This window comes from Streptomyces sp. NPDC127129 (assembly GCF_042671585.1).
Classification (GTDB): domain Bacteria; phylum Actinomycetota; class Actinomycetes; order Streptomycetales; family Streptomycetaceae; genus Streptomyces.
On record NZ_JBHXTV010000016.1, the window covers coordinates 41,291 to 66,594 of the forward strand.

The window sequence follows — 25,304 nt, forward strand, 5'->3', positions numbered from 1 at the left end:
CATGAGACACCCCAAGGTCCTCACCACCTCGCTCGCCGCCACCCTCGGTCTCGGACTCGCCGCCGCGCTGGGCGTCCCCACCGCCTCCGCCGCAGCCGTCGAATCCGGCGCCGCGCCCACCGGATTCGCCGCCTACGAAGGGTCCGCCGAGGACGCCAGGGCGACCAAGGCCTTCCACGAGGCCGTGATGAAGTCCGTGGCGAAGAAGCGGGCCGCCAACCCCGGCGCCGCCGCCGTCACCGTCGTGTACAGCGCCTCCAACGCCCCCAGCTTCCGTACGCAGATCTCCCGGAGCACCCAGATATGGAACAGCTCCGTGGTCAACGTGCGGCTGGTGGAGGGCAGCAACCCGGACTTCCGCTACTACGAGGGCAATGACTCGCGCGGCTCGTACGCCAGCACCGACGGCCACGGCAACGGGTACATCTTCCTCGACTACCGGCAGAACCAGCAGTACAACTCCACCCGCGTCACCGCCCACGAGACCGGGCACGTCCTCGGCCTCCCCGACCACTACTCGGGCCCGTGCAGCGAGCTGATGTCCGGCGGCGGCCCCGGCACCTCCTGCCAGAACGCCCAGCCCAACGCACAGGAGCGGTCGCGCGTCGACCAGCTCTGGCGCAACGGCCTCGCCACGGCCTTCAAGGGGTTCTGACCGCCTGCCCCGAGCCGCGTCCCGGCGGGGCGGACGGCAGCGGCCGCCGTTCGCCCCGCCGAGAGCGAACATCCTTGGATCCGGGGTGTGTTGCGTGAAGGCTGGGAGCACACATCCCGGATCCGGAGGCGTTTGATGACCGCCGAGCACACGAACACCCTGTACGAGGCCGTGGGCGGTGCCGACGCGCTGCGCCGGCTCTCCGAGACCTTCTACGAAGCAGTGCTGGCCGACCCCCTCCTCGCACCCGTCTTCGCCGACTTCACCGCCGCACACGTCGAGCACGTCGCCGTATGGCTGGCGGAGGTCTTCTCGGGGCCCGCCGGGTTCACGGCGGACCTCGGAGGGCATCAGGCCCTGCTCCGGGCCCATCTCGGTCTGGGCATCACGGAGGAACAGCGGCTGCGTTGGATGGAGTTGATGACGGCGGCCGTGGAGAAGGAGCTGCCGGACGACGAACTGCTGCGGCGCCGGGTGGTGGAGTACTTCGACTGGGGGACGCGGATCGCCAAGGACGTCTCGGCCTCGGCGCCGGGCACGGATCTCGGCGAACCCGGCCCCACCCCGCGCTGGGGCTGGGACGGCCTCGCCTGACCACGGCCTCGCCGGACCGCCGGGCCTCGCCACCCGGCGGTCTCTCCCGTCAGGCCGCCTGCAGCAGCCGGCGGCCGAACACCGCACCCTCCGGCAGCTGGCGCCTCACCCGGTGGAGCGCCTCCTCGAAGTCACCGCCCGCGATGCCCGACTCGTAGGCCGTCCCGCCGTAGTGCAGCGTCAGGCTCAGGTCCGCCCGCTCGCCGAGCGTCAGCAGGCAGCTGAGGGTGGCCTGCTGGGCGGCACCGTCCACCACGACGGGGAGCGGCAGGTCCCATTCCAGGACGCAGCCGGTGAGGGTCTCGCCGCTTTTCTCCGCCGCATCCGCAACAACCGCCGCATCCGCGGCGCGCAGGGCGGCGAAGCTCGCGCCCGTGTACTCGACTCCCCTGATGCGGGCGGACACCTGCCGTCCGTCCACCGTGATCACGATCGCTTCCGCGCCGTTGCGGTCCCGGTACCAGCCGGTCCAGACTTCCGTCGACTCCGATGACATGCGCGGACTGTAGCGGTCTGACCGGCTTCTTCGCGCGGCCGGTCACCCTGTGGCCGGACTTCTCCCGGTCTCGCCGTTCTTGCCGGTCACGTGCGGGGTAGCGGCTTCCGTGCCGTCCTCGGCGACCCCCGCGGGAACACCGTTCGCCACCGCGCCCGCGGTCTCCCCCGCGTCGTCGGCGGGCTCGTCGCCCTCGCCTTCGGCGTACTCGGGCCGGACGTAGAGCGCGCACCGCGGGTTACGGCACGGCTGCACTTCCCACTCCGGCACCCAGGCCCCGAGGACCTTGTGCCGCTTCGCGACGATGCCGAGAGAACGTCCGCAGGCCGTGCATGTGGGCGTGGCCTGCGGGTCCCGTACCGTACGCGGGGTTTCGCTGCCCATACCTCCCAGGGTAGGGCGCGCCCCTGGTCACCGCTTCCTGGTGTACGTACGGACGAGCACGCCGTTGTCGAAGGTCCGCACGGCGCCCAGTTCGAAGTCGCGGGGCTCGAACCCGGCGCCGAACATCGGCATACCGGAGCCGTAGACCTGCGGGTACGTCTTGATGATCAGCTCGTCGATCTCCTCGATGAGCTCACCGGCGACGATGGAGCCGCCGCAGAGCCAGATGCCGAGCGGGCTGTCCTCGGCCTTCAGCTCACGGACCCGGCCGACCAGGTCGTCGGCGATCAGCTCGACGTTCGGGTCGGGCGACTCGGTGAGCGAGCGGGTCGCGACGATCTCCCGCATGTGCCCGTACGGGCTGGTGACGCCGATGTCCAGGGCGAGCTGGTACGAGCCGAGGCCCTGGATGACGGTGTCGAACCGCTTGTTGGCGGCGTCGATCCCGAGAGCCTCGCGCCCCTGCCTGGGGACGGTCTCGGGGTACTCCTCGTTCATGAACTCCAAGTACGGCGCGTCCACGAACTTGTACATGGACGTGGCATCCCCCTTCGGGTCGCCGATGAAGCCGTCGATGCTGCACGCGATGTAGTAGGTGAGCTTGCGCAAACCGGTCCTCTTCGTCTGTCGAATGTCCGAGATGTGCGGCCGCGTTCGCAACCACGACAGCTATAGTGCTTCACCTGTAGTGGTTACGCAAGGACTATCTTCCGTAGAGAAGTGGAATCAGGAGGTCCGGTGGCGAGAAATCCCGAGCGGCGTGCGGCGCTGCTCGACGCGGCGATCGAGGTCCTCGCGGACGAAGGTGCCCGTGGGCTCACCTTCCGAGCGGTGGATGCCCGGGCGGGTGTGCCCACGGGCACCTCGTCCAACTACTTCACCGACCGGGACCAGCTGCTCTCCCAGGTCGGGGACCGGATCTTCGTACGGCTCACCCCGGAGCCGGGCTCCGTGGACACGGCCATGCGGCCCGAGCCCAGCCGGGAGCTGGTCGTGGAGCTGATGCGGTGGCTCGCACGGCGGCTGGCCGCCGAGCGCACCTGCTATCTGGGACTCTTCGAACTCCGTCTGGAGGCCACCCGCCGCCCCGAACTGCGCGACCAGCTCACGAAGGTGCTGCGCCACGACCTCGACCTCAACATCCGCCTGCACCTCGAAGGGCGGATGCCGGGCGACGCGGACACCGTCCGGCTGCTCTACTTCGCCTTGACCGGACTGCTCTTCGACCACTTCACGGTCCCCGGGCTCCACGACGACCGCGAACTGGACGACCTCATCGAGACCGTGGTCCGCCGGATCGTCCCGGCGGACCGACCGGTCAGCGCGTCCGGCGGGTGACGAACTCCGCCAGGGCGAGCAGATCCCCGGCCGCGGCCAGGTCGGGGACCGCCCGGGAGAGCTGCTGCACGGCGCGGGCCATGCGGTCGGCCGCCTGGGCCTGCGCCCAGTCCCGGCCGCCCGCCCGCTCGACGGCGTCCGCCGCCGCCCGTACGGCCCGGGTGTCCAGTTCCTTATGGGAGTAGAGCTCGGCCAGCTCCTCCCCCGCCGCGGTCCCGGAGGCGAGCGCCGCGACCACCGGCAGCGACTTCTTGCGGGCGGCGAGATCCGCGCCGGCCGGCTTGCCCGTGCGCTCCGGGTCGCCCCAGATGCCGATCAGGTCGTCGATGAGCTGGAACGCGAGCCCGGCCTCCCGGCCGAACGCGTCCATCGCCGCGACCTCCTCCTCCCCCGCGCCCGCGTACAGCGCGCCGAGGGCGCAGGCGCAGCCGAGCAGGGCGCCGGTCTTGGCGGTGGCCATCGCCACGCACTCGTCCAGCGTGATCTCGTGCGGCGCGCGCTGCTCGAAGGCGCAGTCCGCCTGCTGGCCGGCGCAGAGCTCGATGACACACGCCGCGAGCCGGGCCGACGCGGCGGCCGCGGCCGGATGTCCGTCCTCGGAGAGCAGCCGCAGCGCGAGCGCGAGCACGGCGTCGCCCGCGATCAGCGCCTCGGGGATGCCGAACACCGTCCAGGCCGTGGGCCGGTGCCGGCGGGTCGGGTCCTCGTCCACGATGTCGTCGTGGAGCAGGCTGAAGTTGTGTGCGAGCTCCACCGCGGCGGCGGCCCGCACCGCGGGCGCCGGGTCGCCGCCGAGCGCGCGGGCGGCGGCGAGCACCAGAGCGGGCCGGATCGCCTTGCCCGTCCGGCCGTCGGCCGGGGAGCCGTCGGCCTGCTCCCAGCCGAAGTGGTACATCGCGACTTTCCGTATGCCGCCCGGTAACGACTCGATGGTGGATCGCAGTTGGGGATCGACGACGCTCCGCGTCTGGTCGAGAAGCGCCACGGCGTCCTGGGGGTCGGCCACGGTGTCCGCCCGAGTCATGGTCACAGGTCCCTCTTTCGTCGAAGGCTCGGTGCTCCGTACGGCGGCCGTGACGGGGGCGGGTCGGCACGGCCCCCGTCACGGTCACCAGGGCCGGCGCGTCAGCGCCAGCGGCTGACCTCCACGTTCTCCAGGACTCCCAGGGCGTCCGGCACGAGGACCGCCGCCGAGTAGTAGGCCGTGACCAGGTAGGAGATGATCGCCTGCTCGTCGATGCCCATGAAGCGGACGGAGAGGCTCGGCTCGATCTCGTCCGGGATGCCCGTCTGGTGCAGGCCGATCACGCCCTGCTCGGACTCGCCCGTACGCATACAGATGATGGAGGTGGTCCGGGCGTCCGAGACCGGGATCTTGTTGCACGGGTAGATCGGAACCCCGCGCCAGGTCGGGATCCGGTTGCCGTTGATCTCGATGGACTCGGGGACGAGGCCGCGCCGGTTGCACTCGCGCCCGAAGGCGGCGATGGCGCGCGGGTGGGCGAGGAACATCTTGGAGCCCCGGCGGCGCGAGAGGAGCTCGTCCATGTCGTCCGGGCTGGGCACGCCGTCGTGGGGCTGGAGGCGCTGCTCGTAGTCGCAGTTGGAGAGCAGGCCGAACTCGCGGTTGTTGATCAGCTCGTGCTCCTGGCGCTCGCGCAGCGCCTCGACCGTGAGCCGCAACTGCTGCTCGGTCTGGTTCATCGGCTGGTTGTAGAGGTCGGCGACCCTGCTGTGGACCTTCAGGACCGTCTGCGCGACCGAGAGTTCGTACTCGCGCGGCGAGGCGTCGTAGTCCACGTAGGTGTGCGGGACGGTCGCCTCGCCGACATGGCCGGCGGAGAGGTCGATCTCGGCCTCGCCGTACTTGTTGGTGCGCTGGTGGGGCAGTGCGGCGACGCTCGCGAGGTGGTCGGCGAGCGAGGTGGCCCGCTCGGCCAGGTTGCGCACGTCGTCACGGGTCAGTTCGAGGACGGTGCAGGCGGTGGCCGCGCGGGCGGTCCACTCCCACGTGGCGTCCGCGTGGGTCAGCGCGCTGTCTCCGAAGTACGAACCGTCGGCGAGGACGCCGAGGATCGCCTCGTCGCCGTACGGCCCCTCGCCGATCTGCTCGATCTTGCCGTGCGCCAGGAGGTGGACGCGGTCGGCGGACTCGCCGGCGGCGGCGATCACCTCGCCCGGCGCGTACTCCCGCTGACGGCACCGCGAGGCGAGCTCGGTGAGCGCCTCCTCGTCCTCGTAACCACGCAACGCGGGGAGTTCGCCGAGTTCGGCGGGGATCACCGCGACACGCTCTCCGGTCTGCACGAAGGTGACGCGGCCGTCACCGACGGAGTAGCTGAGCCTCCGGTTCACCCGGTAGGTACCACCCTGGACCTGCACCCACGGCAACGTGCGCAGCAGCCACCGGGAGGTGATCTCCTGCATCTGGGGCGCGGACTTGGTGGTCGTGGCCAGGTTCCGCGCGGCGGCGGTACCGAGACTCTGCTGCGGGGCTGTCTGTGCCGCGCGGACCTCGTCGCCAACCGAACCAACGGACATGGAACTCCCTCTCGATGTGAATGACCTGCGACTGGAAGCCTTTCAGCACGGAGAGTGCGCGCGCCATTACACAAATGAGTGGGAGTGATCGGCTTCGGGCTGGGCATGCCCTTCGGTTCCACTCGAACAGCGCAGCTCGGGCCGCCCCATGGCGCGGTGTCCGGATCGGCTCGCACACCGGCCGAACGGATAGCCGCGGAGTCATTCGCTCCGGTACTCCGTATACCAGGGGGGCGCTTCGGCCCCGTCCCGTTCCGCTTATCCCGAAGGAGGCGGTCATGGCCTCACCCATGTCCGCGAGCAGGTTCCTCGACGCCCTCCGCGCCGAGGGCCTCTCGGTCGTCCAGGTCGGCGAGTGGCGTACGCACAACCGCAACCACAAGGGCCCCTGGGGCCCGGTCCACGGGGTGATGATCCATCACACGGTCACCCGGGGAACCGCGAACACCGTCCGGCTCTGCCGGGACGGCCACGAGGCCCTTCCCGGGCCGCTCTGCCACGGCGTGATCGCCAAGGACGGCACGGTCCACCTCGTCGGCTACGGCCGCGCCAACCACGCCGGGGCCGGCGACGACGAGGTCCTGAGGGCGGTCATCGCGGAGAAGCGCCTCCCTCCGGACAACGAGGCCACCACGGACGGCAACCGGCACTTCTACGGCTTCGAGTGCGAGAACCTCGGGGACGGCAAGGACCCGTGGCCGAAGGTCCAGCTGGAAGCCATCGAGAAGGCCGCCGCGGCGGTCTGCCGGGTGCACGGCTGGACCCAGCGCTCGGTGATCGGCCACCTGGAGTGGCAGCCGGGGAAGGTCGACCCGCGCGGCTTCACGATGGCCTCCATGCGCGCCCGGATCGGCGAGCGCCTGCGGTAGCGGGGCGGCCCGGAGGAGACAATGGCCGGGTGAACGCGTTCGACCTCGCCCGCCTGCGGCCCCGGCTCCCGTCCCCCCTGGAGCCGGTCGAGGACGAGCGCTTCACCCGGCGCGGCCTGCGGCTGCTGCTCAAGCGCGACGACCTGATCCATCCGGATCTGCCGGGCAACAAGTGGCGCAAGCTGGCGCTCAACCTCCGGGCGGCCGACGGCCGTCCGGTCCTCACCTTCGGCGGCGCGTACTCCAACCACCTGCGCGCGACGGCCGCCGCCGGACGGCTGCTCGGCTTCGAGACCATCGGGGTCGTCCGCGGGCAGGAGCTCGCCGACCGCCCCCTGAACCCCTCGCTGGCGCGGTGCGCGCGGGACGGGATGCGGCTGGTGTTCGTGGACCGCGCCACGTACCGCGCCAAGGCGGACCCCGAGGTGCTGGCCGGACTCCTCGCCCAGTCCCCTCCGGGGACGTACGTCGTCCCGGAGGGCGGCAGCAACGCGCTCGCCGTCGAAGGCTGCGTGGAGCTCGGTCGCGAGCTGCGCGGGGCGGCCGACGTCGTCGCCGTCGCCTGCGGCACGGGGGGCACGCTCGCGGGCCTGGCGGCCGGCCTGGGCCCCGGGCAGCGGGCGCTCGGCATTCCGGTCCTCAAGGGCGGTTTCCTGGGCGCGGAGATACGCGCCCTCCAGGTGGCCGCGTTCGGCGGCCCGCGCGGCGAGTGGAACCTCGACGAGCGCTTCCACGGCGGCGGTTACGCCCGTACGACACCGGATCTCGACGCGTTCGCCCGGGAGTTCGAAGCGTGGCACGGACTCGCCGTCGAGCGGCTGTATGTCGCCAAAATGCTCTACGGACTTGTCGCCCTGGCCGAGGAGGGCGCGTTCGCCCCGGGTACGACCGTCGCGGCGGTGATCACGGGCGCCCCGCAGTGACGGGGCCGCGGGGCCCTGTGGGATGCCCCTCCCTCAGGCTCCCTCCTCCCGGTACGCCGCCGCCTCCTCCAGGTCGAGGCGGCGCAGCAGCGTCCGGAGCATCTCGTCGTCGATGCGGCGCTCGTCCCTGAGCCGGACGAACACTTCGCGCTCGGCCTCGAGCACCTCCCCGGCGAGCCGGCGGTAGGTGTCGTCCGCCGTCTCGCCCGTCACCTCGTTGACGGCGCCGAGGCGTTCCCACACCGCGTTGCGGCGCCGTTCCATGACCGCGCGGAGCCGGTCGGCCAGCGGCTGCGGCAGGGCGTTGCGTTCGTCGCTCAGCAGCGCGTCGAGGCGTTCCTCCGCAGCCTGGGAGGCCTCGCTCTGGGCCTGCGCCTCGGCCAGGGTCTCCGCGTACGTGTCGCGGCCGGGGAGCTTCAGGAGGCGGATCAGGGGCGGCAGGGTGAGGCCCTGGACCACGAGCGTCCCGATCACGGTGGTGAAGGTGAGGAAGAGGACGAGGTTGCGGGCGGGGAACTCCTCGCCGTGCGTCGCGAGCGGGATGGAGAAGGCGATGGCCAGGGAGACCACACCGCGCATGCCTGCCCAGCCGACGATCAGCGGCGCCCGCCAGTCCACTCCCGGTTCCCGTTCCCTGATCCGCTGCGACATCCAGCGCGGCAGGAAGGTGGCGGGGTAGACCCAGACGAAGCGGACGACGACCACGGCCACGAAGACCCCGAGGGCGTACGCGGCCGCCTCGCCGATCCCGTACCGCCCGAGGCCCTGGACGACGTACGGCAGCTGCAGGCCGATGAGCGCGAAGACGGCGGACTCCAGGATGAAGGCGACCATCTTCCACACGGCCTCCTCCTGGATGCGGGTCGCGAAGTCCACCTGCCAGTTGCGGTGTCCGAGGAAGAGGCCGACGACGACCACGGCGAGGACTCCGGAGGCGCCGACCTGCTCGGCCGCCGCGTAGGCGACGAAGGGGATCAGCAGCGAGAGGGTGTTCTGCAGCAGCGGCTCGCCGAGCCGGCAGCGGAGCCAGTGGATCGGGGCCATCAGGACCAGGCCCACGCCGATGCCGCCGACCGCCGCTAGCGCGAACTCGCCGATGCCGCCGGCCCAGCTGATGCCCTCGCCGACCGCCGCGGCGAGCGCGACCTTGAAGGCCGTGATGGCGGTGGCGTCGTTCACCAGGGACTCGCCCTGGAGGATGGTGGTGATCCGGTTCGGCAGGCCCAGCTTGCGGGCGATCGCGGTCGCCGCGACCGCGTCCGGCGGTGCGACGACCGCGCCGAGCACGAGGGCGGCGGTCAGCGGCAGGTCCGGGACGAGGACGTACGCGAGCCAGCCGACCGCCACGGTGGCGAAGAGGACGTACCCGACCGAGAGCAGGGCGACGGGCCGGATGTTGGCCCTCAGGTCGAGGTACGAGGAGTCCACCGCGGCCGTGTAGAGGAGCGGGGGCAGGATGAGCGGGAGGATGATGTGCGGGTCGAGCGTGTAGTCCGGGACGCCGGGCACGTACGAGGCGGCGAGGCCGGCGGCCACCAGGAGCAGCGGCGCGGGCACCGGCGTCCTGCGGGCCGCTCCGGCCACCGCGGCGCTCGCCGCGACGAGTCCCACCAGCTGCAGTGCGTCCATCCCTACGTCCCCGTCCCCGGCTCGTTCCAGCACGTAACCTGGCCATCATGAGCGAGTGTCCTCACGTTGCCGAAATGCCGCGCCCCGAACCGGCGCCGCTGACCGACACCTGTCCCGAGTGCCTGGCCGACGGCACGCACCCCGTCCAGCTGCGGCTCTGTCTGAGCTGTGGGCACGTGGGGTGCTGCGACTCCTCGGCGGGGCGGCACGCCAGCGGGCACTTCTCGACCACCGGCCACCCGGTGATGCGGACCTTCGAGCGGAACGAGCGCTGGCGGTGGTGTTTCGTGGACGGTTCGATCGTCTGAGGGGTGGGTACGACAATCCTCCGCCGGTCGCTCGCAATTGGGCCCCGCAGACCTCTAGCCACTGTCCGTACTCATGGCCTTACCATGAGTGACAGACGGGGGCGGGGTCCCGACCGGGTCCCACGGCGACACGGCAGCATGGATCGCGATAGCGTCACGGCGGATTGCGCAACCGACTGCGTACCGCCCGGTTCGGGGGGCTTTCTCCCCCGAACCCCGAATGAGCTTGTGCCACCTTGGAGGTGAGGGTGTCCCAGATCGCAGGCGAGCCCGGGTCCCAGGACTTCGTGGAAGTCCGGCTGCCCGCTGCGGGTGCCTACCTGTCCGTGCTGCGTACGGCCACGGCCGGCCTCGCGGCACGCTTGGACTTCACCCTCGACGAGATCGAGGACTTGCGGATCGCGGTCGACGAGGCGTGCGCCATCCTGCTCCAGCAGGCCGTACCGGGCTCCGTCCTCAGCTGTGTCTTCCGCCTCGTGGACGACTCCCTGGACGTGACGGTCTCGGCGCCGACGACGGACGGGCGGGCTCCGGAGCGGGACACCTTCGCCTGGACGGTGCTCTCCGCGCTGGCCGGGAAGGTCGAGTCGTCCGTCGCGGACGACAGGACCGTCTCCATCAGCCTGTACAAACAGCGCGGCGCGGGGCCAGGCCCGGCGTGAGGAGCGGGGACGCGACGGCCGGCATCCCTGAGCAGCAGGCGCGGCCGCATCCGGAGGTCGGGGTCGAGGTCGCTACGGAGCAGGCGGTCCAGATGAGCGAGCACGAGCAGCACAACGAGGTCCTCAAGGACGTCGAGGAGGCGGAGAACGCCGTGTCCTCCGAGGCCACGGGGGCCCCCGGGACCACCGAGGCCCCCCAGTCCGCCGAGGCCGCCGAGACCTCAGAGGTCGCGGAGGTCCATGAGGCGTCCGAGGACTCCGCGGCCCCGGAGGTCTCCGAGTCGCGCGAGACCCCGGATCCGCACGACCGGAGCGGGGCGCGGGCGCTCTTCGTCGAGCTGCGCAAACTCCCGGAGGGTTCCCCGGAGAAGGCGGAGCTGCGCAATCAGCTGGTACGGATGCACCTGCCGCTGGTCGAGCACCTGGCCCGGCGGTTCCGCAACCGGGGCGAGCCGCTCGACGACCTCACGCAGGTCGCGACGATCGGTCTGATCAAGTCGGTGGACCGCTTCGACCCGGAGCGCGGAGTCGAGTTCTCGACGTACGCGACGCCGACGGTCGTGGGCGAGATCAAGCGGCACTTCCGGGACAAGGGCTGGGCGGTGCGCGTGCCGCGCCGGCTGCAGGAGCTGCGGCTCTCGCTGACGACGGCGACGGCGGAGCTGTCCCAGCTGCACGGCCGCTCGCCGACCGTGCACGAGCTCGCCGAGCGGCTCGGGATCTCGGAGGAGGAGGTCCTGGAGGGCCTGGAGTCGGCGAACGCCTACTCGACGCTCTCGCTGGACGTGCCGGACACGGACGACGAGTCCCCCGCGGTGGCCGACACCCTCGGCGCGGAGGACGAGGCCCTGGAGGGGGTCGAGTACCGGGAGTCGCTCAAGCCGCTCCTGGAGGACCTGCCGCCGCGGGAGAAGCGGATCCTGCTGCTGCGGTTCTTCGGCAACATGACCCAGTCGCAGATCGCGCAGGAGGTCGGCATCTCGCAGATGCACGTCTCCCGGCTGCTGGCCCGCACGCTGGCCCAGCTGCGGGAGAAGCTGCTCGTCGAGGAGTAGCCGGGGAGGCCGGGGAGCGGCGGTCGAGGACGACCGCCGTCACGCCTCGCCCGCCGTCACGCCTCGCCGCGACGGCCGATGCCCAGCGCCTCGGTCGTCGCGGGGTTCACGAGGAGGACCAGTCCGCCGACGGCGAGGGCCGCGAGGGCGATGCCGGCCGGGATCATGGCGCTGTTCGCCTGGAGGAGCTGCCAGGCGACCGGCAGCGCCAGGATCTGGGTGATGATCGCCGGCCCTCGGCTCCAGCTCCGCCGCAGCAGCAGTCCGCGGGCCGCGGCCCCCGGGATCAGACCGAGCGCGATCAGCGTCACGCCGCCCATCAGGGCCTGCGTCAGCCCGTCCGGGTCGCCGGTGAACGCCGTCACGAGCACGTACAAGCCCCCGGCCACCAGGGCGAGGGCTTCGATTCCGGCCACCGCCGCGGCCGCGGTCAGCCGGACGGGTCGGGGGGTCTGCTCCGTACTGCTCATACCAGGCAGGGTAGCGGGGCCGGGCCGGCGCTCCGTGGGTCAGGGGCCGTCCCGCGGTGGCGTCCGCCAGGTGGCCACGACTGGGATCGGTACCGCCGGGTAGGTACGCTGGCGGCCATGCGCGCACTTCTTGTGGTCAATCCGGCAGCCACCACCACCAGTGCCCGCACGCGTGACGTCCTCATCCACGCCCTCGCGAGCGAGATGAAGCTGGAGGCCGTCACCACCGAGTACCGCGGGCACGCCCGCGACCTCGGCCGGCGGGCCGCCGAGTCCGAGGACATCGAGCTGGTCGTCGCCCTCGGTGGCGACGGCACGGTGAACGAGGTCGTCAACGGACTGCTCCACGACGGGCCGGATCCGGACCGGCTGCCGGGTCTCGCGATCGTCCCCGGCGGCTCGACCAACGTCTTCGCCCGCGCGCTCGGACTGCCCAACGACGCCGTCGAGGCGACGGGGGCGCTGCTCGACGCGCTCCGTGAGCGCCGTGCACGCACAGTGAGCCTCGGGCTTGCCTCCGGTACGCCGGGGACGGAGGACGAAGGGGTCCCGTCCCGCTGGTTCACGTTCTGCGCCGGGTTCGGATTCGACGCCAGTGTCATCGGGCGAGTCGAACAGCAACGGGAACGCGGCAAGAGATCCACGCACGCGCTCTACCTCCGGCAGGTGTTCCGCCAGTTCCTGGAGGAGCCGAACCGCCGGCACGGAACGATCACCCTGTCCCGCCCCGGCGAGGAGCCGGTCGAGGACCTGGTCCTCTCCATAATCTGCAACACCTCCCCCTGGACCTACCTGGGCAATCGTCCGGTGTACGCGTCTCCGGAGGCCTCGTTCGAGACGGCCCTCGACGTGCTCGGACTGAGCCGGCTCTCGGCTCCCGCGGTGGCCCGGTACGCCACTCAGCTGCTCACTTCCAGCCCCGAGCGCGGCCCGCACGGCAAGCACGCCCTGACTCTTCACGACCTCACCGACTTCACCTTGCATTCGAAGGTTCCGCTCCCCCTTCAGATGGACGGAGACCACCTCGGACTGCGTACCAGCGTGACGTTCACAGGCGTTCGCCGTGCACTGCGTGTGATTGTGTGAGCGGAAGGGCCCAAAGTCCTTTCACTCGAACGTTTAGGCTGCCATCCACCCCTTAGAAGTACGGCTGTGACCTAGTCGACACCGAGGAATCAAAAAAAACTTTCCGGAAGGGGTTGTATCCGCTGCCGAGGTTTGCGAGTCTCTTCTTGGCGATCGGGACGGCCCGCAAGACCGGCCTCCACTGAGAGCCAGAACCCCTCCTCAGTCCAAGGACCACACCAGTTCATCTGGCAGTCGGCCCTTCACTTACGGGGGGATTCGTGAAAGCGTTCACATTCACAAGCAACCAGCTTGTAACACTCAGAGAGGTAGCAGCCATGGACTGGCGTCACAACGCCGTTTGTCGTGAGGAAGACCCCGAGCTGTTCTTCCCCATCGGCAACACCGGTCCTGCGCTGCTGCAGATCGAGGAAGCCAAGGCCGTCTGCCGCCGCTGCCCCGTCATGGAGCAGTGCCTGCAGTGGGCGCTCGAGTCCGGCCAGGACTCCGGCGTCTGGGGTGGCCTCAGCGAGGACGAGCGCCGCGCGATGAAGCGCCGTGCCGCTCGCAACCGGGCGCGTAACGCGAGCGCCTGAACACCCTGAATAGCCTGAGGCAGGCGGCGCGTACATCGCGTACGCAATCACCGCTCCCGAGCCGCAGCGCGCAGCAGTAACCCACAGCATTCGAGCCCCGGACCGACTCCTTCGGTCCGGGGCTCGCTGCTGTGTGCCCGCTCGCGCGGGCTACTTCTGGGAGCGCACGGGGATGTCGAGCACGACCTTCGTGCCGCGCTCCGCACCCGGCTGCATGTCGAACGTGCCGCCCAACTCCCCTTCCACCAGGGTCCGTACGATCTGCAGACCGAGGTTGCCGGCGCGCTGGGGGTCGAAGCCCTCGGGCAGACCTCGGCCGTCGTCCTTGACCGTGATCAGCAGCCGGGCGTCGGCGCGGGGTTCGCCCCGGACGGCCGTGACCTCGACGGTGCCGGTCTCCCCCTGCGCGAAGGCGTGCTCCAGGGCGTTCTGCAGGATCTCGGTGAGGACCATCGAGAGCGGGGTGGCCACCTCGGCGTCGAGGATGCCGAAGCGGCCGTTGCGCCGGCAGGACACCTTGCCCGGGGAGATCTCCGCGACCATCGCGATCACGCGGTCGGCGATCTCGTCGAACTCCACCCGCTCGTCCAGGTTCTGGGACAGCGTCTCGTGCACGATGGCGATCGAACCGACCCTGCGCACGGCCTCGTTGAGGGCCTCCCGCCCGCGGTCCGAGTCCATCCGGCGCGCCTGGAGACGCAGGAGCGCGGCGACGGTCTGCAGGTTGTTCTTCACCCGGTGGTGGATCTCCCGGATGGTCGCGTCCTTGGTGATCAACTCTCGCTCGCGGCGGCGCAGTTCGGTGACGTCACGGAGGAGGACGAGTGAACCGATGCGGGTGCCCTTGGGCTTGAGCGGGATCGCCCGGAGCTGGATCACACCGCCGTTGCCCTCGACCTCGGCCTCGCGCGGCGCGTAGCCGGAGGCGAGCTTGACCAGGGCCTCGTCGACGGGGCCACGGGAGGGGGCGAGTTCGGCGGTGATCTGGCCGAGGTGCTGGCCGACGAGGTCGGCGGCCAGGCCGAGCCGGTGGTACGCGGAGAGGGCGTTGGGCGAGGCGTACTGGACGATGCCGTCGGCGTCGAGCCTGATCAGTCCGTCGCCGGCCCGCGGCGAGGAGTCCATGTCGACCGCCTCGCCGGGGAAGGGGAAGGTCCCGGCGGCGATCATCTGGGCCAGGTCGGAGGCGGACTGGAGGTAGGTGAGCTCCAGGCGGGAGGGGGTCCGCACGGTGAGCAGGTTGGTGTTCCTGGCGATGACACCGAGGACGCGGCCCTCACGGCGTACGGGGATGGACTCGACCCGTACGGGGACCTCCTCACGCCACTCCGGGTCGCCCTCGCGCACGATCCGGCCCTCGTCGAGGGCCGCGTCGAGCAGCGGGCGGCGGCCGCGCGGAACCAGATGGCCCACCATGTCGTCCTGGTAGGAGGTCGGCCCGGTGTTGGGCCGCATCTGCGCCACGGAGACGTAGCGTGTGCCGTCCAGGGTGGGGACCCAGAGAACGAGGTCGGCGAAGGAGAGGTCGGAGAGCAGCTGCCACTCCGAGACCAGCAGGTGGAGCCACTCGAGGTCGGACTCACTCAGAGCGGTGTGCTGGCGGACGAGGTCGTTCATGGAGGGCACATGAGCGAGCGTACCCGCGGAATCGGTGGGCGATGAACCTGGATCTCCCGGGCTTCGTGTTGGAGGATGGACCGGGAACGCAGCCTTGCCGATGGATGGACAGACGAGAATGGTCTAGTCCACAATGGCGGAGCAGTGTTCTTGTGAATACCTCCGCCCTCCCCGCACAGGAGGGCGGACGAGAGGATCGGCGCTCTCTGCCCTGACTGCGCCGAGACCTCCCATCAACGGCCGCGGGACCGCACATCCTCGGCCGGGCAACTCCGGGCTGCGGTGCCGGACGGGTTGAGGGTCCCGTCGGGCGCCGTAGCCCGTGGGTGTTTCCGGGCCGGTGACATCTCCCGCCCGTCCTGCCGCGAGGCACGTCTCCGGTGGCTGCGCGACGCGGGCCGTTCGACGATTGAGAGGGGCGCCGAGGTCGCCCACGCGCACCCGTCCACGAGTCGGGAAGGGCCTGAGCGGACGGGCTCCGCTCTGCTAGATTTGAACTTCGATTGGTCTATACCACCAGGCCCCTCACCAGATCGGCAGGCACAGCGTGGAAGTTGTCATCGTCCCGGACGCCACGGCAGGCGGAGAGCTCATCGCGGACGGCATCGCCGGCCTCCTGCGCCGCAAGCCCGACGCGCTGCTCGGCGTTGCCACCGGCTCGACTCCGCTGCCCATCTACGAAGCCCTGATCGCCCAGGTCAAGGCCGGTTCCGTGGACGCCTCGCGCGCCCGGATCGCCCAGCTGGACGAGTACGTCGGACTGCCCACCGGGCACCCGGAGTCGTACCGCTCCACCGTGCTGCGCCAGGTCGTCGAGCCGCTCGGGCTCTCTGAGGGCGCCTTCATGGGCCCCGACGGCTCGGCCGAGGACGTCCAGGCGGCCTGCGAGGCCTACGACCAGGCCCTGCGCGCCGCCGGCGGGGTCGACCTGCAGATCCTCGGCATCGGCACCGACGGCCACATCGGCTTCAACGAGCCCTGCTCGTCGCTCGCCTCGCGGACGCGGATCAAGACGCTCACCGAGCAGACCCGTGTCGACAACGCGCGCTTCTTCGAGAACGACATCGAGCAGGTGCCGCACCACGTCATCACCCAGGGCATCGGCACCATCCTGGAGGCCCGTCACCTGGTTCTCCTGGCCACCGGCGAGGGCAAGGCCGACGCCGTGGCCCAGACCGTCGAGGGTCCGGTCGCCGCGCTCGTGCCGGCGTCCGCGCTGCAGCTCCACCCGCACGCCACGGTCGTCGTGGACGAGGCCGCAGCGTCCAAGCTGAAGCTCGCGGACTACTTCCGCCACACCTTCGCCAACAAGCCCTCCTGGCAGGGCATCTAGCGGGCACCGGCCGTACTCCCCGGGGTACGGCGAAGGGGCCCGGCACCTGGTTCAGGTGCCGGGCCCCTTGGCGTTCCGGTCTCAGACCCCGGCGATGGCCTCCGCCGCCGCGCGGCCGCAGACCCGGGCCGCGCCGTGCGTGGCGATGTGCAGCGCTCCCCGGGGCTCGGCCTGGTTCAGGCCCATCTCCACCACGACGGTGTCCGGGCGGGCCGCCAGCAGGGCGTCCAGGGCCTCGGTCATCCACGGGTGCCGGTGGGCGTCCCGTACGACCGCGACGATCCGGCGCTCCCCCGCGGCGGCGAGCACGGCGTCCACCGACGGCTCGTCGTATGCGCCGGTCTCGGTGCCGGGCAGCAGCCGCTCCAGCTCCGCCGCGACGCCCCAGGGCGTCTCGTCGCCCACGGCGATGTTGGCGACCGGGGTGAAGGCGGCGACGTAGGGGGCGTCGGTGACCGGCGCCCAGGGCCGCTCCCCCGTCGTGACCGACAGGGCCCGGCGTGCCGCGACGAGTCCGATCTCGGTGCCGGGCGCGGTCCCCTCCTGCACTGCCGCGCCCGGCCCCGGAACAGCCCCCCTGGCCCGGTGCGCCTGGGTCCAGGACGCCAGGGCGCGTACCCGCGCCGCGGCGTCCGCCAGCCGCTCCTCGGGCAGTTCACCGGTCCGTACCGCTGCGACCAGCGCGTCACGCAGCCGCAGTACGGTGTCCTCGTCGGCCAGCCCGCCGCCGACGCAGATGGCGTCGGCGCCCGCGGCGATCGCGAGGACGGATCCACGCTCGATGCCGTACGTCGACGCGATGGCCTGCATCTCCATGCCATCGGTGACGATCAGCCCATCGAAGCCCAGCTCCTGGCGCAGCAGACCGGTGAGGATCTGCGGGCTCAGGGTCGCCGGGCGGTCCGGGTCGAGCGCGGAGAGAAGGATATGCGCGCTCATGACTGCTTTGGTACCCGCGGCGATGGCGGCGCGGAAAGGTACCAGCTCACGGGCGTGCAGTGTGGCGAGGTCCACATCGATCCGGGGCATCGCGTGGTGCGAGTCGACGTTCGTGTCGCCGTGCCCGGGGAAGTGTTTGGTGCAGGCGGCGACGCCGACGGCCTGGAGGCCCTCGACGTACGCCACGGTGTGCCGGGCGACCAGATCGGGGCCGGCGCCGAAGGACCGGACGCCGATGACGGGGTTGTCCGCGTTGGAGTTCACGTCGGCCGACGGGGCCCAGTTGAGGTCGACCCCGCAGGCGGCGAGCCGGCGTCCGAGCTCCTCGGCGACGGCGCGGGTGAGGTCGACGTCGTCGACCGCGCCGAGCGCGTAGTTGCCGGGGAAGGAGGAGCCGTGGCGGACCTCCAGGCGGGTGACGTCCCCGCCCTCCTCGTCGATGGCGACCAGGACGTCGTCGCGCTCGGCCCGCAGCCGCGCGGTGAGCGCGGCGAGCTGCTCGGGGGAGGCGATGTTGCGGCCGAAGAGTCCGACCGAGGAGAGCCCTTCGCCGATCCTGCGGAGCAGCCAGTCGGGCGCGGTGGTGCCGAGGAATCCGGGCTGGAGCACCGTGAGCGCGTCACGGGTCAGGGTGTCCGAGGCGGTTGCGACTGTGGTCATGGGCGGTGTCATCCCTTCACCGCGCCGGCCGTCAGGCCCGCGGCCATCTTGCGCTGGACGAGCAGGAAGAGGATCACGATGGGGACGGCCATCATGGTGGAGCCCGCCATCATCGGGGCGTACTCGGTGCCGTTCTTCGTGATGAAGTTGCCGAGCCAGACGGTGGCCGTCTGGTTCTGCTGGCTCATCAGCATCAGCGCGTAGAGGTACTCGTTCCACGCCTGGATGAAGCCGTAGACGGAGGTGGCGACCATGCCCGGGGCGAGCAGCGGGAAGACGACCCGGACGAACGCGCCGGTGCGGGTGCAGCCGTCGACCTGGGCGGCCTCCTCCAGCTCCTTGGGGATGTTGACGATGAAGCCGCGCAGCGTCCACACCGTGAAGGGGAGGATGAAGGTCAGGTACGTGATGATCAGGCCGCTGATCTTGTCGTACTGGCCCAGGTCGTTGAGCATCAGGAAGACCGGGATGATCATCGCCACGAGCGGGACCATCTGGACGGCGAGGATGCCGACGATGACGATCTTGCGGCCGCGGAAGGCGAAGCGCGAGATGGCGAGCGCCGCGAGCATGCCGACGATGATGCCGATGACGACGACCACGGACGAGACGACGAGGCTGCGGGTGACAGGGCCCCAGAAGTCGGCGATCTCCAGCGCGCGCTTGAAGTTCTCCAACGTGAAGGTGGAGGGGAAGAAGTGCGGGTTGGGGTCGATGGCGTCCTTGGCCGGCTTGAAGGCCGTGTTGACCATCCAGTAGACCGGGAAGCCGATCGTCACGAAGACGAGGAGCCCGATCAGGTTCCAGCCGAGCTTCGACGTGCGGCGGCGGGTGACGGCGGGGGCCGCGGTGTCCGTGCTCACTCCACCTCTCCGATCTTCAGCATCTGACGCATGTAGACGGCGACCACGCCGAGCAGCAGCACGACGGTGACGAGCGCGATCGCGGAGCCCGTGCCGTAGTCGTTGACGACGAACGCCTTGTCGAACGAGTACGTGGTGAGCAGCTGGAACTCGGCCTCGGGGTGGCCGTTGCGCATCACGTAGACCTGCGGGAAGACGCCCATGTCCCAGATCACCGAGAGCGTCGTCAGCATGACGATGATCGGCTTGAGGATGGGCAGGGTGACGAAGCGGAAGACGCCCCAGGCTCCGGCGCCGTCGAGGCGGGCGGCCTCCTCCAGCTCCTTGGGGACCTGGGTCAGGCCTGCGCTGAGCGTGATGACGACGAAGGGCACGGCGCCCCAGACGACCAGCAGCATGATGACGGCGAGGCCCTGGGGGCCGCTGGCGAACCAGTTGTGGCCGATCATGTCGACGCCCGGCACCTTGCTGAGCAGCCAGTTGAGGACGCCGTAGTCGGTGTCGAAGAGCCACTTGAAGATGGCGGTGGCGACGATGATGGGCATGCCCCAGCTCGCCACGAGCGCGATGTTGATGAGCGCCTTGACCCAGCCGGAGACCCGCTGCAGCAGCAACGCGATCAGCATGCCGAGGACCATCGTGAGGACGACGGCGCCGCCCGCGAAGATCACCGTGCGCAGGACGACGGCCCAGAACTCGCCGTCACCGAGGATCTTGGTGAAGTTCTCGACGCCCGCCCACTCCGCCTCCTGGAAGCCCCAGAGCTGGGGCTGTCCGAAGTACTGGAACGAGAGGGTGACCAGGCGCACGAGCGGATAGCCGAGCACCAGGAGCAGGATCAGGAGGCAGGGCGCGAGCAGCAGCCAGGGGATGCCACCCCCGCCCGAGGTCGGCTTCTTCCCCGCTTTCGGGGTACCGGCTGCGGAGCCGGATGGTGGCGATTGCCGCGCCGGCGGCACCTTCGCGGTGGTTGTGTCTGCGGCACTCATCCCGTGCTCCTCAGCGATCCCTCTCGTGGTACGGGAAGCAGGGCCCCGTCACGGTGACGGGGCCCTGCCCATAGGTCACTTGGTGTTGATGACCTTGTCGATCGCGGCGTCCGCGTCCTTGGCGGCGGCGTCGACCGACTTCTTGCCGTTGGCGATCTCGATCAGCATCGTCTTGAGGATCTGGGCCTTCTCGACCTGGCCCCAGCCCGGGGCGGTCGGCACGAACCAGCTGGACTCGGCGGCGGTGGCCGGGACCGTGGTGGCCGGGTCGGCCTTCAGCGGGGCGAGGTCCTTCTTGTTGTTGGGCAGGTTGCCCTTGGCGGCGAGGCCCTTCTGGCCCTCGGCGCCGGTGAAGGCGGCGATCCACTCGGCCGCGACGCCCTGCGCCTTGGACTTGACCGGGATGGCGAGGTCCGAGCCGCCGAGGAAGACCGGGAGGGCCTTGCCGGACGGGCCGGGCATGACGAAGTTCTCGACCTTGTCGGCCAGACCGCCGACCTTGTCGTTCTCCGGGGTGGCGGAGGTGGCGCCCTCCCAGCCGGCGGCGAACATCGTCGCGGCGTTGCCCTGGCCGAAGACGACGGGACGGTCGGCCTCGTCCTTGGTCTTGTCGCCGTGCATGTACTTGTCGAGGATGCCCTTGTACTCGTTGAGGCCCTTGAGGGACTCGGGCGAGGACAGGTTCGCCTTCCAGGTCTCGCCCTCCTGCTTGGCGATGGAGCCGCCGGCGCCGTAGACGAAGGCCATCGCGCCGTACCAGTCCGGGGCCGGCTGGTACCAGGCGCTGAACTTGGCGCCCTTCTTCTTCTGGATGGCGTCGAGCGCGGAGGTCAGCTCGGCCCAGGTCTTCGGGGCGGCCTTCACGCCGACCTCGGCGGCGATGTCCTTGCGCCAGGTGCCCACGCGGCCACCGGCGTAGTAGGGGACGCCGTAGGTCTTGCCGTTGTAGGTGACCGACTCCTTGAGGGCGTCGAGCCACTGGTCCGAGTTCTCGAACTTCGAGGCGTCGACCTCGGCGAAGGCACCCTTGGCCATGTAGCTGATCATCTCGGAGTTGCCCATCTCGACAACGTCCGGGGCCTTGTCCGTGGCGAGCACCGCGTCGAGCTTGGTGTTCTTGTCCGGCCAGCCGTAGTACTCGTGCTTGATCTTGATGCCCGGGTGCTTCTTGGTCACCGCGTCGTCGGCGGCCTTGACCAGCTCCGGCCAGTTGTTCTGGGCGTCGACCGTCAGCCAGACGGTCAGCTCCTTGGCGTCGCCGCCGGCGTTGTCCCCGCTCTTGTCAGTACCGCCACACGCCGCAATGCTGACCATGATGCCCGCGACGCCGATCGCCGCGATGAGCTTGCGCTTCACGCCACCCTCCTCAGGGATGCCTGCAACCCCCCCACCGCGCGAAGACATACGTCGAGTAGTGCTCGTGGGGCTGGGACCTGGTCTTTAATGGTTTAGACCAGTACCCGGAGCTTGGCCTAGACCTTTAGGGGTGTCAAGGGTGTATAAGAAGGGCAGTCGGGTCCGTTATCGGACCGACACCTGAGGGAGGGCGACGACCCGTGACCGGTCCGTGCCACCATGTGAGCCGCGACAGACGGAGGAGCCGGTGACGGCAGCAGCACAGGAGTCGGGAAGGCAGGCCATGGCCACGGACGCGGGCGGCACGGAGAAAGAGGGCGGGGTCGGCACCCGCACCGCCCGCGTGCCCAAGTACTACCGACTGAAGCGGCATTTGCTCGACATGACGGAGACGCTGCCGCCCGGCACGCCCGTCCCGCCGGAGCGCACCCTTGCCGCCGAGTTCGACACCTCGCGCACCACCGTGCGCCAGGCCCTTCAGGAGCTGGTCGTCGAGGGCCGCCTGGAGCGGATCCAGGGCAAGGGCACGTTCGTCGCCAAGCCCAAGGTCTCGCAGGCGCTGCAGCTCACCTCGTACACCGAGGACATGCGGGCGCAGGGTCTCGAGCCCACCTCGCAGCTGCTCGACATCGGGTACGTGACGGCCGACGACACCCTCGCAGGGCTGCTCGACATCTCGCCCGGCGGACGCGTGCTGCGGATCGAGCGACTGCGGCTCGCGAGCGGCGAGCCGATGGCGATCGAGACCACGCATCTTTCGGCCAAGCGCTTCCCCGCGCTGCGCCGCTCCCTGGTGAAGTACACCTCGCTGTACACCGCGCTGGCCGAGGTCTACGACGTGCACCTCGCCGAGGCCGAGGAGACCATCGAGACCTCGCTGGCGACCCCGCGCGAGGCCGGCCTGCTCGGTACGGACGTGGGCCTACCGATGCTGATGCTCTCCCGCCACTCGCTGGACGCCCAGGGCGAGCCGGTCGAGTGGGTGCGCTCGGTGTACCGCGGCGACCGGTACAAGTTCGTGGCCCGGCTCCAGCGCCCCAACGGCTGAGCGGAGAACGCCGATTCGGCGTGAACCGATGCCCCGGCACATCCGTGAGGAGTGTCGGGGCATCGTCGTGTCCGCCGGGCCGCCAGATCGACACCCGTCCGTTATTCGGACGGGGGTTCCATGGAACGAAACAGTCCCCTAGATTTCACGCGCATTACGCATGATCCATGCGATCCATGGTGTTCAGCGAGGGGACGGAGTCGCCGTATGTCCGAAGTGACACAAGGGAAACAACCGGTCGTCACACCCATCCGCGTGGTGGTCGCGCTCTGTCTGATCGCGCCGTTCGTGGCGATGCTCTGGGTGAGCTCGTACGCGAAGGTCGAGCCGACCCTCGCCGGGATCCCGTTCTTCTACTGGTACCAGATGGCCTGGGTCGTCATCTCGACCGTGCTGACCATGATCGCTTACAAGCTGTGGCAGCGTGACCAGCGCGCCCGCAAGGAAGGTGCGTCGCAGTGAAGGACGGCGTGAACGGCGTCGCACTCGCCGTCTTCATCTTCTTCTTCCTGGCCGTCACGGTCATGGGATTCCTCGCCTCACGCTGGCGCAGAGCCGAGAACGAGAACAGCCTCGACGAATGGGGCCTCGGCGGCCGCTCGTTCGGCACCTGGGTGACCTGGTTCCTCCTCGGCGGCGACCTCTACACCGCGTACACCTTCGTCGCCGTCCCCGCGGCGATCTACGCGGCGGGCGCGGCCGGCTTCTTCGCCGTGCCGTACACGATCCTGGTCTACCCGCTGATCTTCACCTTCCTGCCGCGCCTCTGGTCGGTGTCGCACAAGCACGGATACGTGACGACCTCGGACTTCGTCCGCGGCCGCTTCGGCTCCAAGGGCCTCTCGCTCGCGGTCGCCGTCACCGGCATCCTCGCCACCATGCCGTACATCGCGCTCCAGCTCGTCGGCATCCAGGCCGTCCTGGACGTGATGGGCGTGGGCGGCGGCGAGACCACGCACTGGTTCATCAAGGACCTGCCGCTGCTCATCGCCTTCGGTGTCCTCGCGGCGTACACGTACTCCTCGGGTCTGCGCGCCCCGGCGCTCATCGCCTTCGTCAAGGACACCCTGATCTACATCGTCATCGCGGTGGCGATCATCTACATCCCGATCAAGCTGGGCGGCTTCGACGAGATCTTCGCCAAGGCCGGCGAGGCCTACGCGACGATCAACCCGGCGACCGACAAGCCGCGCGGTGCGCTGGTGCCCGGCGAGATGGGCCAGTGGGGCTACGCGACGCTGGCGCTCGGCTCGGCGCTCGCGCTCTTCATGTACCCGCACTCGATCACGGCGACGCTCTCCTCGCGCAGCCGTGACGTGATCCGCCGCAACACCACGATCCTGCCGCTCTACTCGCTGATGCTGGGCCTGCTGGCGCTGCTCGGCTTCATGGCGATCGCCGCCGGGGTCAAGGTCACCAACGGCCAGCTCGCGATCCCGCAGCTCTTCGAGAACATGTTCCCGGACTGGTTCGCGGGCGTGGCCTTCGCCGCCATCGGCATCGGCGCGCTGGTGCCGGCCGCGATCATGTCGATCGCCGCCGCCAACCTCTTCACGCGCAACATCTACAAGGACTTCCTGAAGCCGGACGCCACGCCGGAGCAGGAGACCAAGGTCTCCAAGCTGGTGTCGCTGCTCGTGAAGGTCGGCGCGCTCGCCTTCGTCCTCACCATGGACAAGACGGTCGCGATCAACTTCCAGCTGCTCGGCGGCATCTGGATCCTGCAGACCCTCCCGGCGCTGGTCGGCGGTCTGTTCACCCGCTGGTTCCACCGCTGGGCGCTGCTCGCCGGCTGGGCCGTCGGCATGGTCTACGGCACGGCGGCGGCGTACGGCGTGGCCAGCCCGACCCAGAAGCACTTCGGCGGCTCGTCCGCCGAGATCCCGGGCATCGGCGAGATCGGCTACATCGGTCTCACCGCCTTCGTGATCAACGTGATCGTCACCGTCGTCCTGACCTTCGTCCTGAAGGCCGTGAAGGCCCCCGAGGGCGTCGACGAGACCTCTCCGTCGGACTACACGGCGGACGCGGGCGACTCGGGCGTGAAGCCGCTGCCCAAGGTCGGCGCCGGTCACTGACCGTTCCGGTACGGCGAAGGGCCCGGGGTCTCCGCGAGGAAATCCCGGGCCCTTCGCCGTACCCCCGGGGCAGACTGCCCTCCATGGACTTCACCATCAGGGCGGTACGGCCCGAGGAGCACGAGACCCTCGGCGACATCACCGCGCGCGCCTACCTCGACGACGGACACCTCGACTTCGGCGAGGAGGACGACTACCTCCACCTGCTGCGGGACGTGCCCCGGCGGGTCGCGGAGGCGGAGGTGCTGGTCGCGGTGGACCGCTCGGGCGTCGTGCTCGGCGGGGTGACCTTCGCCCGGGGCGGCGAGGAGTGGGCCGACATCGCGGGCGAGGGCGAGGCCGAGTTCCGGATGCTCGCCGTGGCGAAGGACGCGCGGGGCCGGGGCGTCGGCGAGGCGCTCGTACGGGCCTGTGTGGAGCGGGCGCGGGAGACCGGGGGATGCCGTCGCGTGGTGCTCTCCACCCAGCCCGGGATGGCCTCCGCGCACCGGATGTACGTGCGAACGGGCTTCGTCCGCACGCCCGGACGGGACTGGAGTCCGCTCGCCGACATGGACCCCCTGCTCACCTACGCCTTGGAGCTCTGACTCGCCAACGACACAACATGTGGGGGGTGCTTCGAGGGGCGCCCCCCACATGTATGCTCATCCTCGCTGTCCTCGCAGGGGAATCCGGTGGAAATCCGGAACTGTCCCGCAACGGTGTGGTTTCTGCGTGCTTGCGCACGCGGACCGAGTCCGAAGACCTGCGGACGGCGCGCCCGGTCCTTCCGTTCCGGGTGCCACAGACGTCCGGGCCTCGCGGAGTGGGCCGTGGCGCGGCCCTCCCCTGTCCAC

Annotated in this window: 27 protein-coding genes and 1 riboswitch; of the genes, 15 read left to right on the forward strand and 12 right to left on the reverse strand. The window is 70.3% G+C overall.

From position 1 onward, the window contains the following. Position 1 precedes the first annotated feature (1 nt). Both snpA and ACFVGW_RS27950 read left to right on the forward strand, forming a co-directional pair. Positions 2–655: a snapalysin gene (gene snpA / locus ACFVGW_RS27945; protein ID WP_383228454.1), complete on the forward strand. Its 654-nt coding sequence runs from the start codon at positions 2–4 to the stop codon at positions 653–655. Between the two features lie 135 nt (positions 656–790). Then, positions 791–1,249, forward strand: a complete 459-nt coding sequence (locus ACFVGW_RS27950; RefSeq protein ID WP_385853888.1) for a group II truncated hemoglobin — start codon at positions 791–793, stop codon at positions 1,247–1,249. Positions 1,250–1,298: 49 nt separating this feature from the next. On the opposite strand, the gene ACFVGW_RS27955 is transcribed toward ACFVGW_RS27950, so the two are convergent. From ACFVGW_RS27955 to ACFVGW_RS27965, 3 genes are read right to left on the reverse strand one after another with little or no spacing between them, the layout of a single operon-like run. Continuing rightward, positions 1,299–1,745 (reverse strand): DUF6304 family protein, encoded by a 447-nt coding sequence (locus ACFVGW_RS27955; RefSeq protein ID WP_385853889.1) that lies wholly within the window; start codon positions 1,743–1,745, stop codon positions 1,299–1,301. A gap of 42 nt (positions 1,746–1,787) precedes the next feature. Continuing rightward, positions 1,788–2,129, reverse strand: a complete 342-nt coding sequence (locus tag ACFVGW_RS27960) for a hypothetical protein (RefSeq protein ID WP_385853890.1) — start codon at positions 2,127–2,129, stop codon at positions 1,788–1,790. Positions 2,130–2,156: 27 nt separating this feature from the next. Beyond that, positions 2,157–2,738 carry a dihydrofolate reductase family protein gene (locus tag ACFVGW_RS27965; RefSeq protein ID WP_385853891.1) on the reverse strand — a complete coding sequence of 194 codons (582 nt, stop codon included), beginning with the start codon at positions 2,736–2,738 and terminating at the stop codon, positions 2,157–2,159. 129 nt (positions 2,739–2,867) lie between these two features. On the opposite strand from ACFVGW_RS27965, the gene ACFVGW_RS27970 reads away from it, so the two are divergent. Then, on the forward strand, positions 2,868–3,467 hold the full coding sequence (locus ACFVGW_RS27970; protein ID WP_385853892.1) for a TetR/AcrR family transcriptional regulator: 600 nt from the start codon (positions 2,868–2,870) through the stop codon (positions 3,465–3,467). Here ACFVGW_RS27970 and ACFVGW_RS27975 read toward each other — a convergent pair. Both ACFVGW_RS27975 and ACFVGW_RS27980 read right to left on the reverse strand, forming a co-directional pair. Beyond that, the gene (locus ACFVGW_RS27975; protein WP_385853893.1) at positions 3,448–4,491 is read right to left on the reverse strand and encodes a family 2 encapsulin nanocompartment cargo protein polyprenyl transferase; all 1,044 of its coding nucleotides are present in this window, start codon (positions 4,489–4,491) and stop codon (positions 3,448–3,450) included. The two genes, ACFVGW_RS27970 and ACFVGW_RS27975, sit on opposite strands and share 20 nt — an antisense overlap. A gap of 101 nt (positions 4,492–4,592) precedes the next feature. Further along, complete coding sequence (locus ACFVGW_RS27980; RefSeq protein WP_383228448.1) at positions 4,593–6,008, reverse strand: family 2B encapsulin nanocompartment shell protein; 1,416 nt, start codon at positions 6,006–6,008, stop codon at positions 4,593–4,595. A 278-nt stretch (positions 6,009–6,286) separates the two neighbouring features. On the opposite strand from ACFVGW_RS27980, the gene ACFVGW_RS27985 reads away from it, so the two are divergent. Both ACFVGW_RS27985 and ACFVGW_RS27990 read left to right on the forward strand, forming a co-directional pair. Next, positions 6,287–6,877: an N-acetylmuramoyl-L-alanine amidase gene (locus tag ACFVGW_RS27985; protein ID WP_352186999.1), complete on the forward strand. Its 591-nt coding sequence runs from the start codon at positions 6,287–6,289 to the stop codon at positions 6,875–6,877. 29 nt (positions 6,878–6,906) lie between these two features. Beyond that, positions 6,907–7,800, forward strand: a complete 894-nt coding sequence (locus tag ACFVGW_RS27990) for a 1-aminocyclopropane-1-carboxylate deaminase/D-cysteine desulfhydrase (RefSeq protein ID WP_385853894.1) — start codon at positions 6,907–6,909, stop codon at positions 7,798–7,800. A gap of 33 nt (positions 7,801–7,833) precedes the next feature. Here the strand turns inward: ACFVGW_RS27990 and ACFVGW_RS27995 are convergent, their stop codons facing one another. Further along, a complete protein-coding gene (locus ACFVGW_RS27995) occupies positions 7,834–9,429 on the reverse strand; it encodes a Na+/H+ antiporter (protein ID WP_385853895.1) in 1,596 nt (531 codons plus the stop codon). A gap of 47 nt (positions 9,430–9,476) precedes the next feature. On the opposite strand from ACFVGW_RS27995, the gene ACFVGW_RS28000 reads away from it, so the two are divergent. The 3 genes from ACFVGW_RS28000 (at position 9,477) to ACFVGW_RS28010 (ending at position 11,454) form a co-directional block, all read left to right on the forward strand. Next, on the forward strand, positions 9,477–9,737 hold the full coding sequence (locus ACFVGW_RS28000) for a UBP-type zinc finger domain-containing protein (RefSeq protein WP_352186996.1): 261 nt from the start codon (positions 9,477–9,479) through the stop codon (positions 9,735–9,737). Between the two features lie 248 nt (positions 9,738–9,985). Continuing rightward, positions 9,986–10,399, forward strand: coding sequence for an anti-sigma regulatory factor (locus tag ACFVGW_RS28005; RefSeq protein WP_352186995.1), 414 nt, complete (start codon positions 9,986–9,988; stop codon positions 10,397–10,399). Continuing rightward, entirely contained in the window at positions 10,396–11,454 is a 1,059-nt protein-coding gene (locus ACFVGW_RS28010) for an RNA polymerase sigma factor SigF (RefSeq protein WP_385853896.1), read from the forward strand. The genes ACFVGW_RS28005 and ACFVGW_RS28010 overlap by 4 nt, the downstream gene beginning before the upstream one ends. Positions 11,455–11,510: 56 nt before the next feature. On the opposite strand, the gene ACFVGW_RS28015 is transcribed toward ACFVGW_RS28010, so the two are convergent. Beyond that, the gene (locus ACFVGW_RS28015; RefSeq protein WP_352186993.1) at positions 11,511–11,924 is read right to left on the reverse strand and encodes a hypothetical protein; all 414 of its coding nucleotides are present in this window, start codon (positions 11,922–11,924) and stop codon (positions 11,511–11,513) included. 117 nt (positions 11,925–12,041) lie between these two features. Between ACFVGW_RS28015 and ACFVGW_RS28020 the strand changes: the two genes are divergently transcribed. Further along, positions 12,042–13,010: a diacylglycerol/lipid kinase family protein gene (locus ACFVGW_RS28020; RefSeq protein WP_383228444.1), complete on the forward strand. Its 969-nt coding sequence runs from the start codon at positions 12,042–12,044 to the stop codon at positions 13,008–13,010. 317 nt (positions 13,011–13,327) lie between these two features. Continuing rightward, entirely contained in the window at positions 13,328–13,585 is a 258-nt protein-coding gene (locus ACFVGW_RS28025) for a WhiB family transcriptional regulator (protein WP_003953983.1), read from the forward strand. Positions 13,586–13,735: 150 nt separating this feature from the next. Here the strand turns inward: ACFVGW_RS28025 and ACFVGW_RS28030 are convergent, their stop codons facing one another. After that, entirely contained in the window at positions 13,736–15,202 is a 1,467-nt protein-coding gene (locus ACFVGW_RS28030) for a sensor histidine kinase (protein ID WP_383228461.1), read from the reverse strand. 547 nt (positions 15,203–15,749) lie between these two features. On the opposite strand from ACFVGW_RS28030, the gene nagB reads away from it, so the two are divergent. Beyond that, positions 15,750–16,535: a glucosamine-6-phosphate deaminase gene (gene nagB, locus ACFVGW_RS28035; protein ID WP_385853897.1), complete on the forward strand. Its 786-nt coding sequence runs from the start codon at positions 15,750–15,752 to the stop codon at positions 16,533–16,535. Positions 16,536–16,616: 81 nt separating this feature from the next. Here the strand turns inward: nagB and ACFVGW_RS28040 are convergent, their stop codons facing one another. The 4 genes from ACFVGW_RS28040 to ACFVGW_RS28055 all read right to left on the reverse strand — a co-directional run bounded on the left by ACFVGW_RS28040 (position 16,617) and on the right by ACFVGW_RS28055 (position 21,342). Then, the gene (locus ACFVGW_RS28040) at positions 16,617–18,134 is read right to left on the reverse strand and encodes a glycoside hydrolase family 3 protein (protein ID WP_385853898.1); all 1,518 of its coding nucleotides are present in this window, start codon (positions 18,132–18,134) and stop codon (positions 16,617–16,619) included. Positions 18,135–18,142: 8 nt separating this feature from the next. Next, the gene (locus ACFVGW_RS28045; protein WP_385853899.1) at positions 18,143–18,997 is read right to left on the reverse strand and encodes a carbohydrate ABC transporter permease; all 855 of its coding nucleotides are present in this window, start codon (positions 18,995–18,997) and stop codon (positions 18,143–18,145) included. Beyond that, positions 18,994–19,986: a carbohydrate ABC transporter permease gene (locus ACFVGW_RS28050; RefSeq protein WP_383228441.1), complete on the reverse strand. Its 993-nt coding sequence runs from the start codon at positions 19,984–19,986 to the stop codon at positions 18,994–18,996. Before ACFVGW_RS28050 ends, ACFVGW_RS28045 begins: the two co-directional genes overlap by 4 nt. A gap of 75 nt (positions 19,987–20,061) precedes the next feature. Then, positions 20,062–21,342: an extracellular solute-binding protein gene (locus tag ACFVGW_RS28055; RefSeq protein WP_385853900.1), complete on the reverse strand. Its 1,281-nt coding sequence runs from the start codon at positions 21,340–21,342 to the stop codon at positions 20,062–20,064. Positions 21,343–21,625: 283 nt separating this feature from the next. Between ACFVGW_RS28055 and ACFVGW_RS28060 the strand changes: the two genes are divergently transcribed. From ACFVGW_RS28060 to ACFVGW_RS28075, 4 genes are all read left to right on the forward strand, one after another. Beyond that, positions 21,626–22,390, forward strand: coding sequence for a GntR family transcriptional regulator (locus tag ACFVGW_RS28060; RefSeq protein ID WP_383178218.1), 765 nt, complete (start codon positions 21,626–21,628; stop codon positions 22,388–22,390). A 207-nt stretch (positions 22,391–22,597) separates the two neighbouring features. Next, entirely contained in the window at positions 22,598–22,852 is a 255-nt protein-coding gene (locus ACFVGW_RS28065) for a DUF3311 domain-containing protein (RefSeq protein WP_383228440.1), read from the forward strand. Beyond that, positions 22,849–24,468, forward strand: a complete 1,620-nt coding sequence (gene mctP, locus ACFVGW_RS28070) for a monocarboxylate uptake permease MctP (protein WP_385853901.1) — start codon at positions 22,849–22,851, stop codon at positions 24,466–24,468. Before ACFVGW_RS28065 ends, mctP begins: the two co-directional genes overlap by 4 nt. An 83-nt stretch (positions 24,469–24,551) precedes the next feature. Further along, the gene (locus ACFVGW_RS28075) at positions 24,552–25,055 is read left to right on the forward strand and encodes a GNAT family N-acetyltransferase (protein ID WP_385853902.1); all 504 of its coding nucleotides are present in this window, start codon (positions 24,552–24,554) and stop codon (positions 25,053–25,055) included. A gap of 78 nt (positions 25,056–25,133) precedes the next feature. After that, a riboswitch (cobalamin riboswitch) is annotated at positions 25,134–25,214 on the forward strand. Positions 25,215–25,304: the final 90 nt, after the last annotated feature.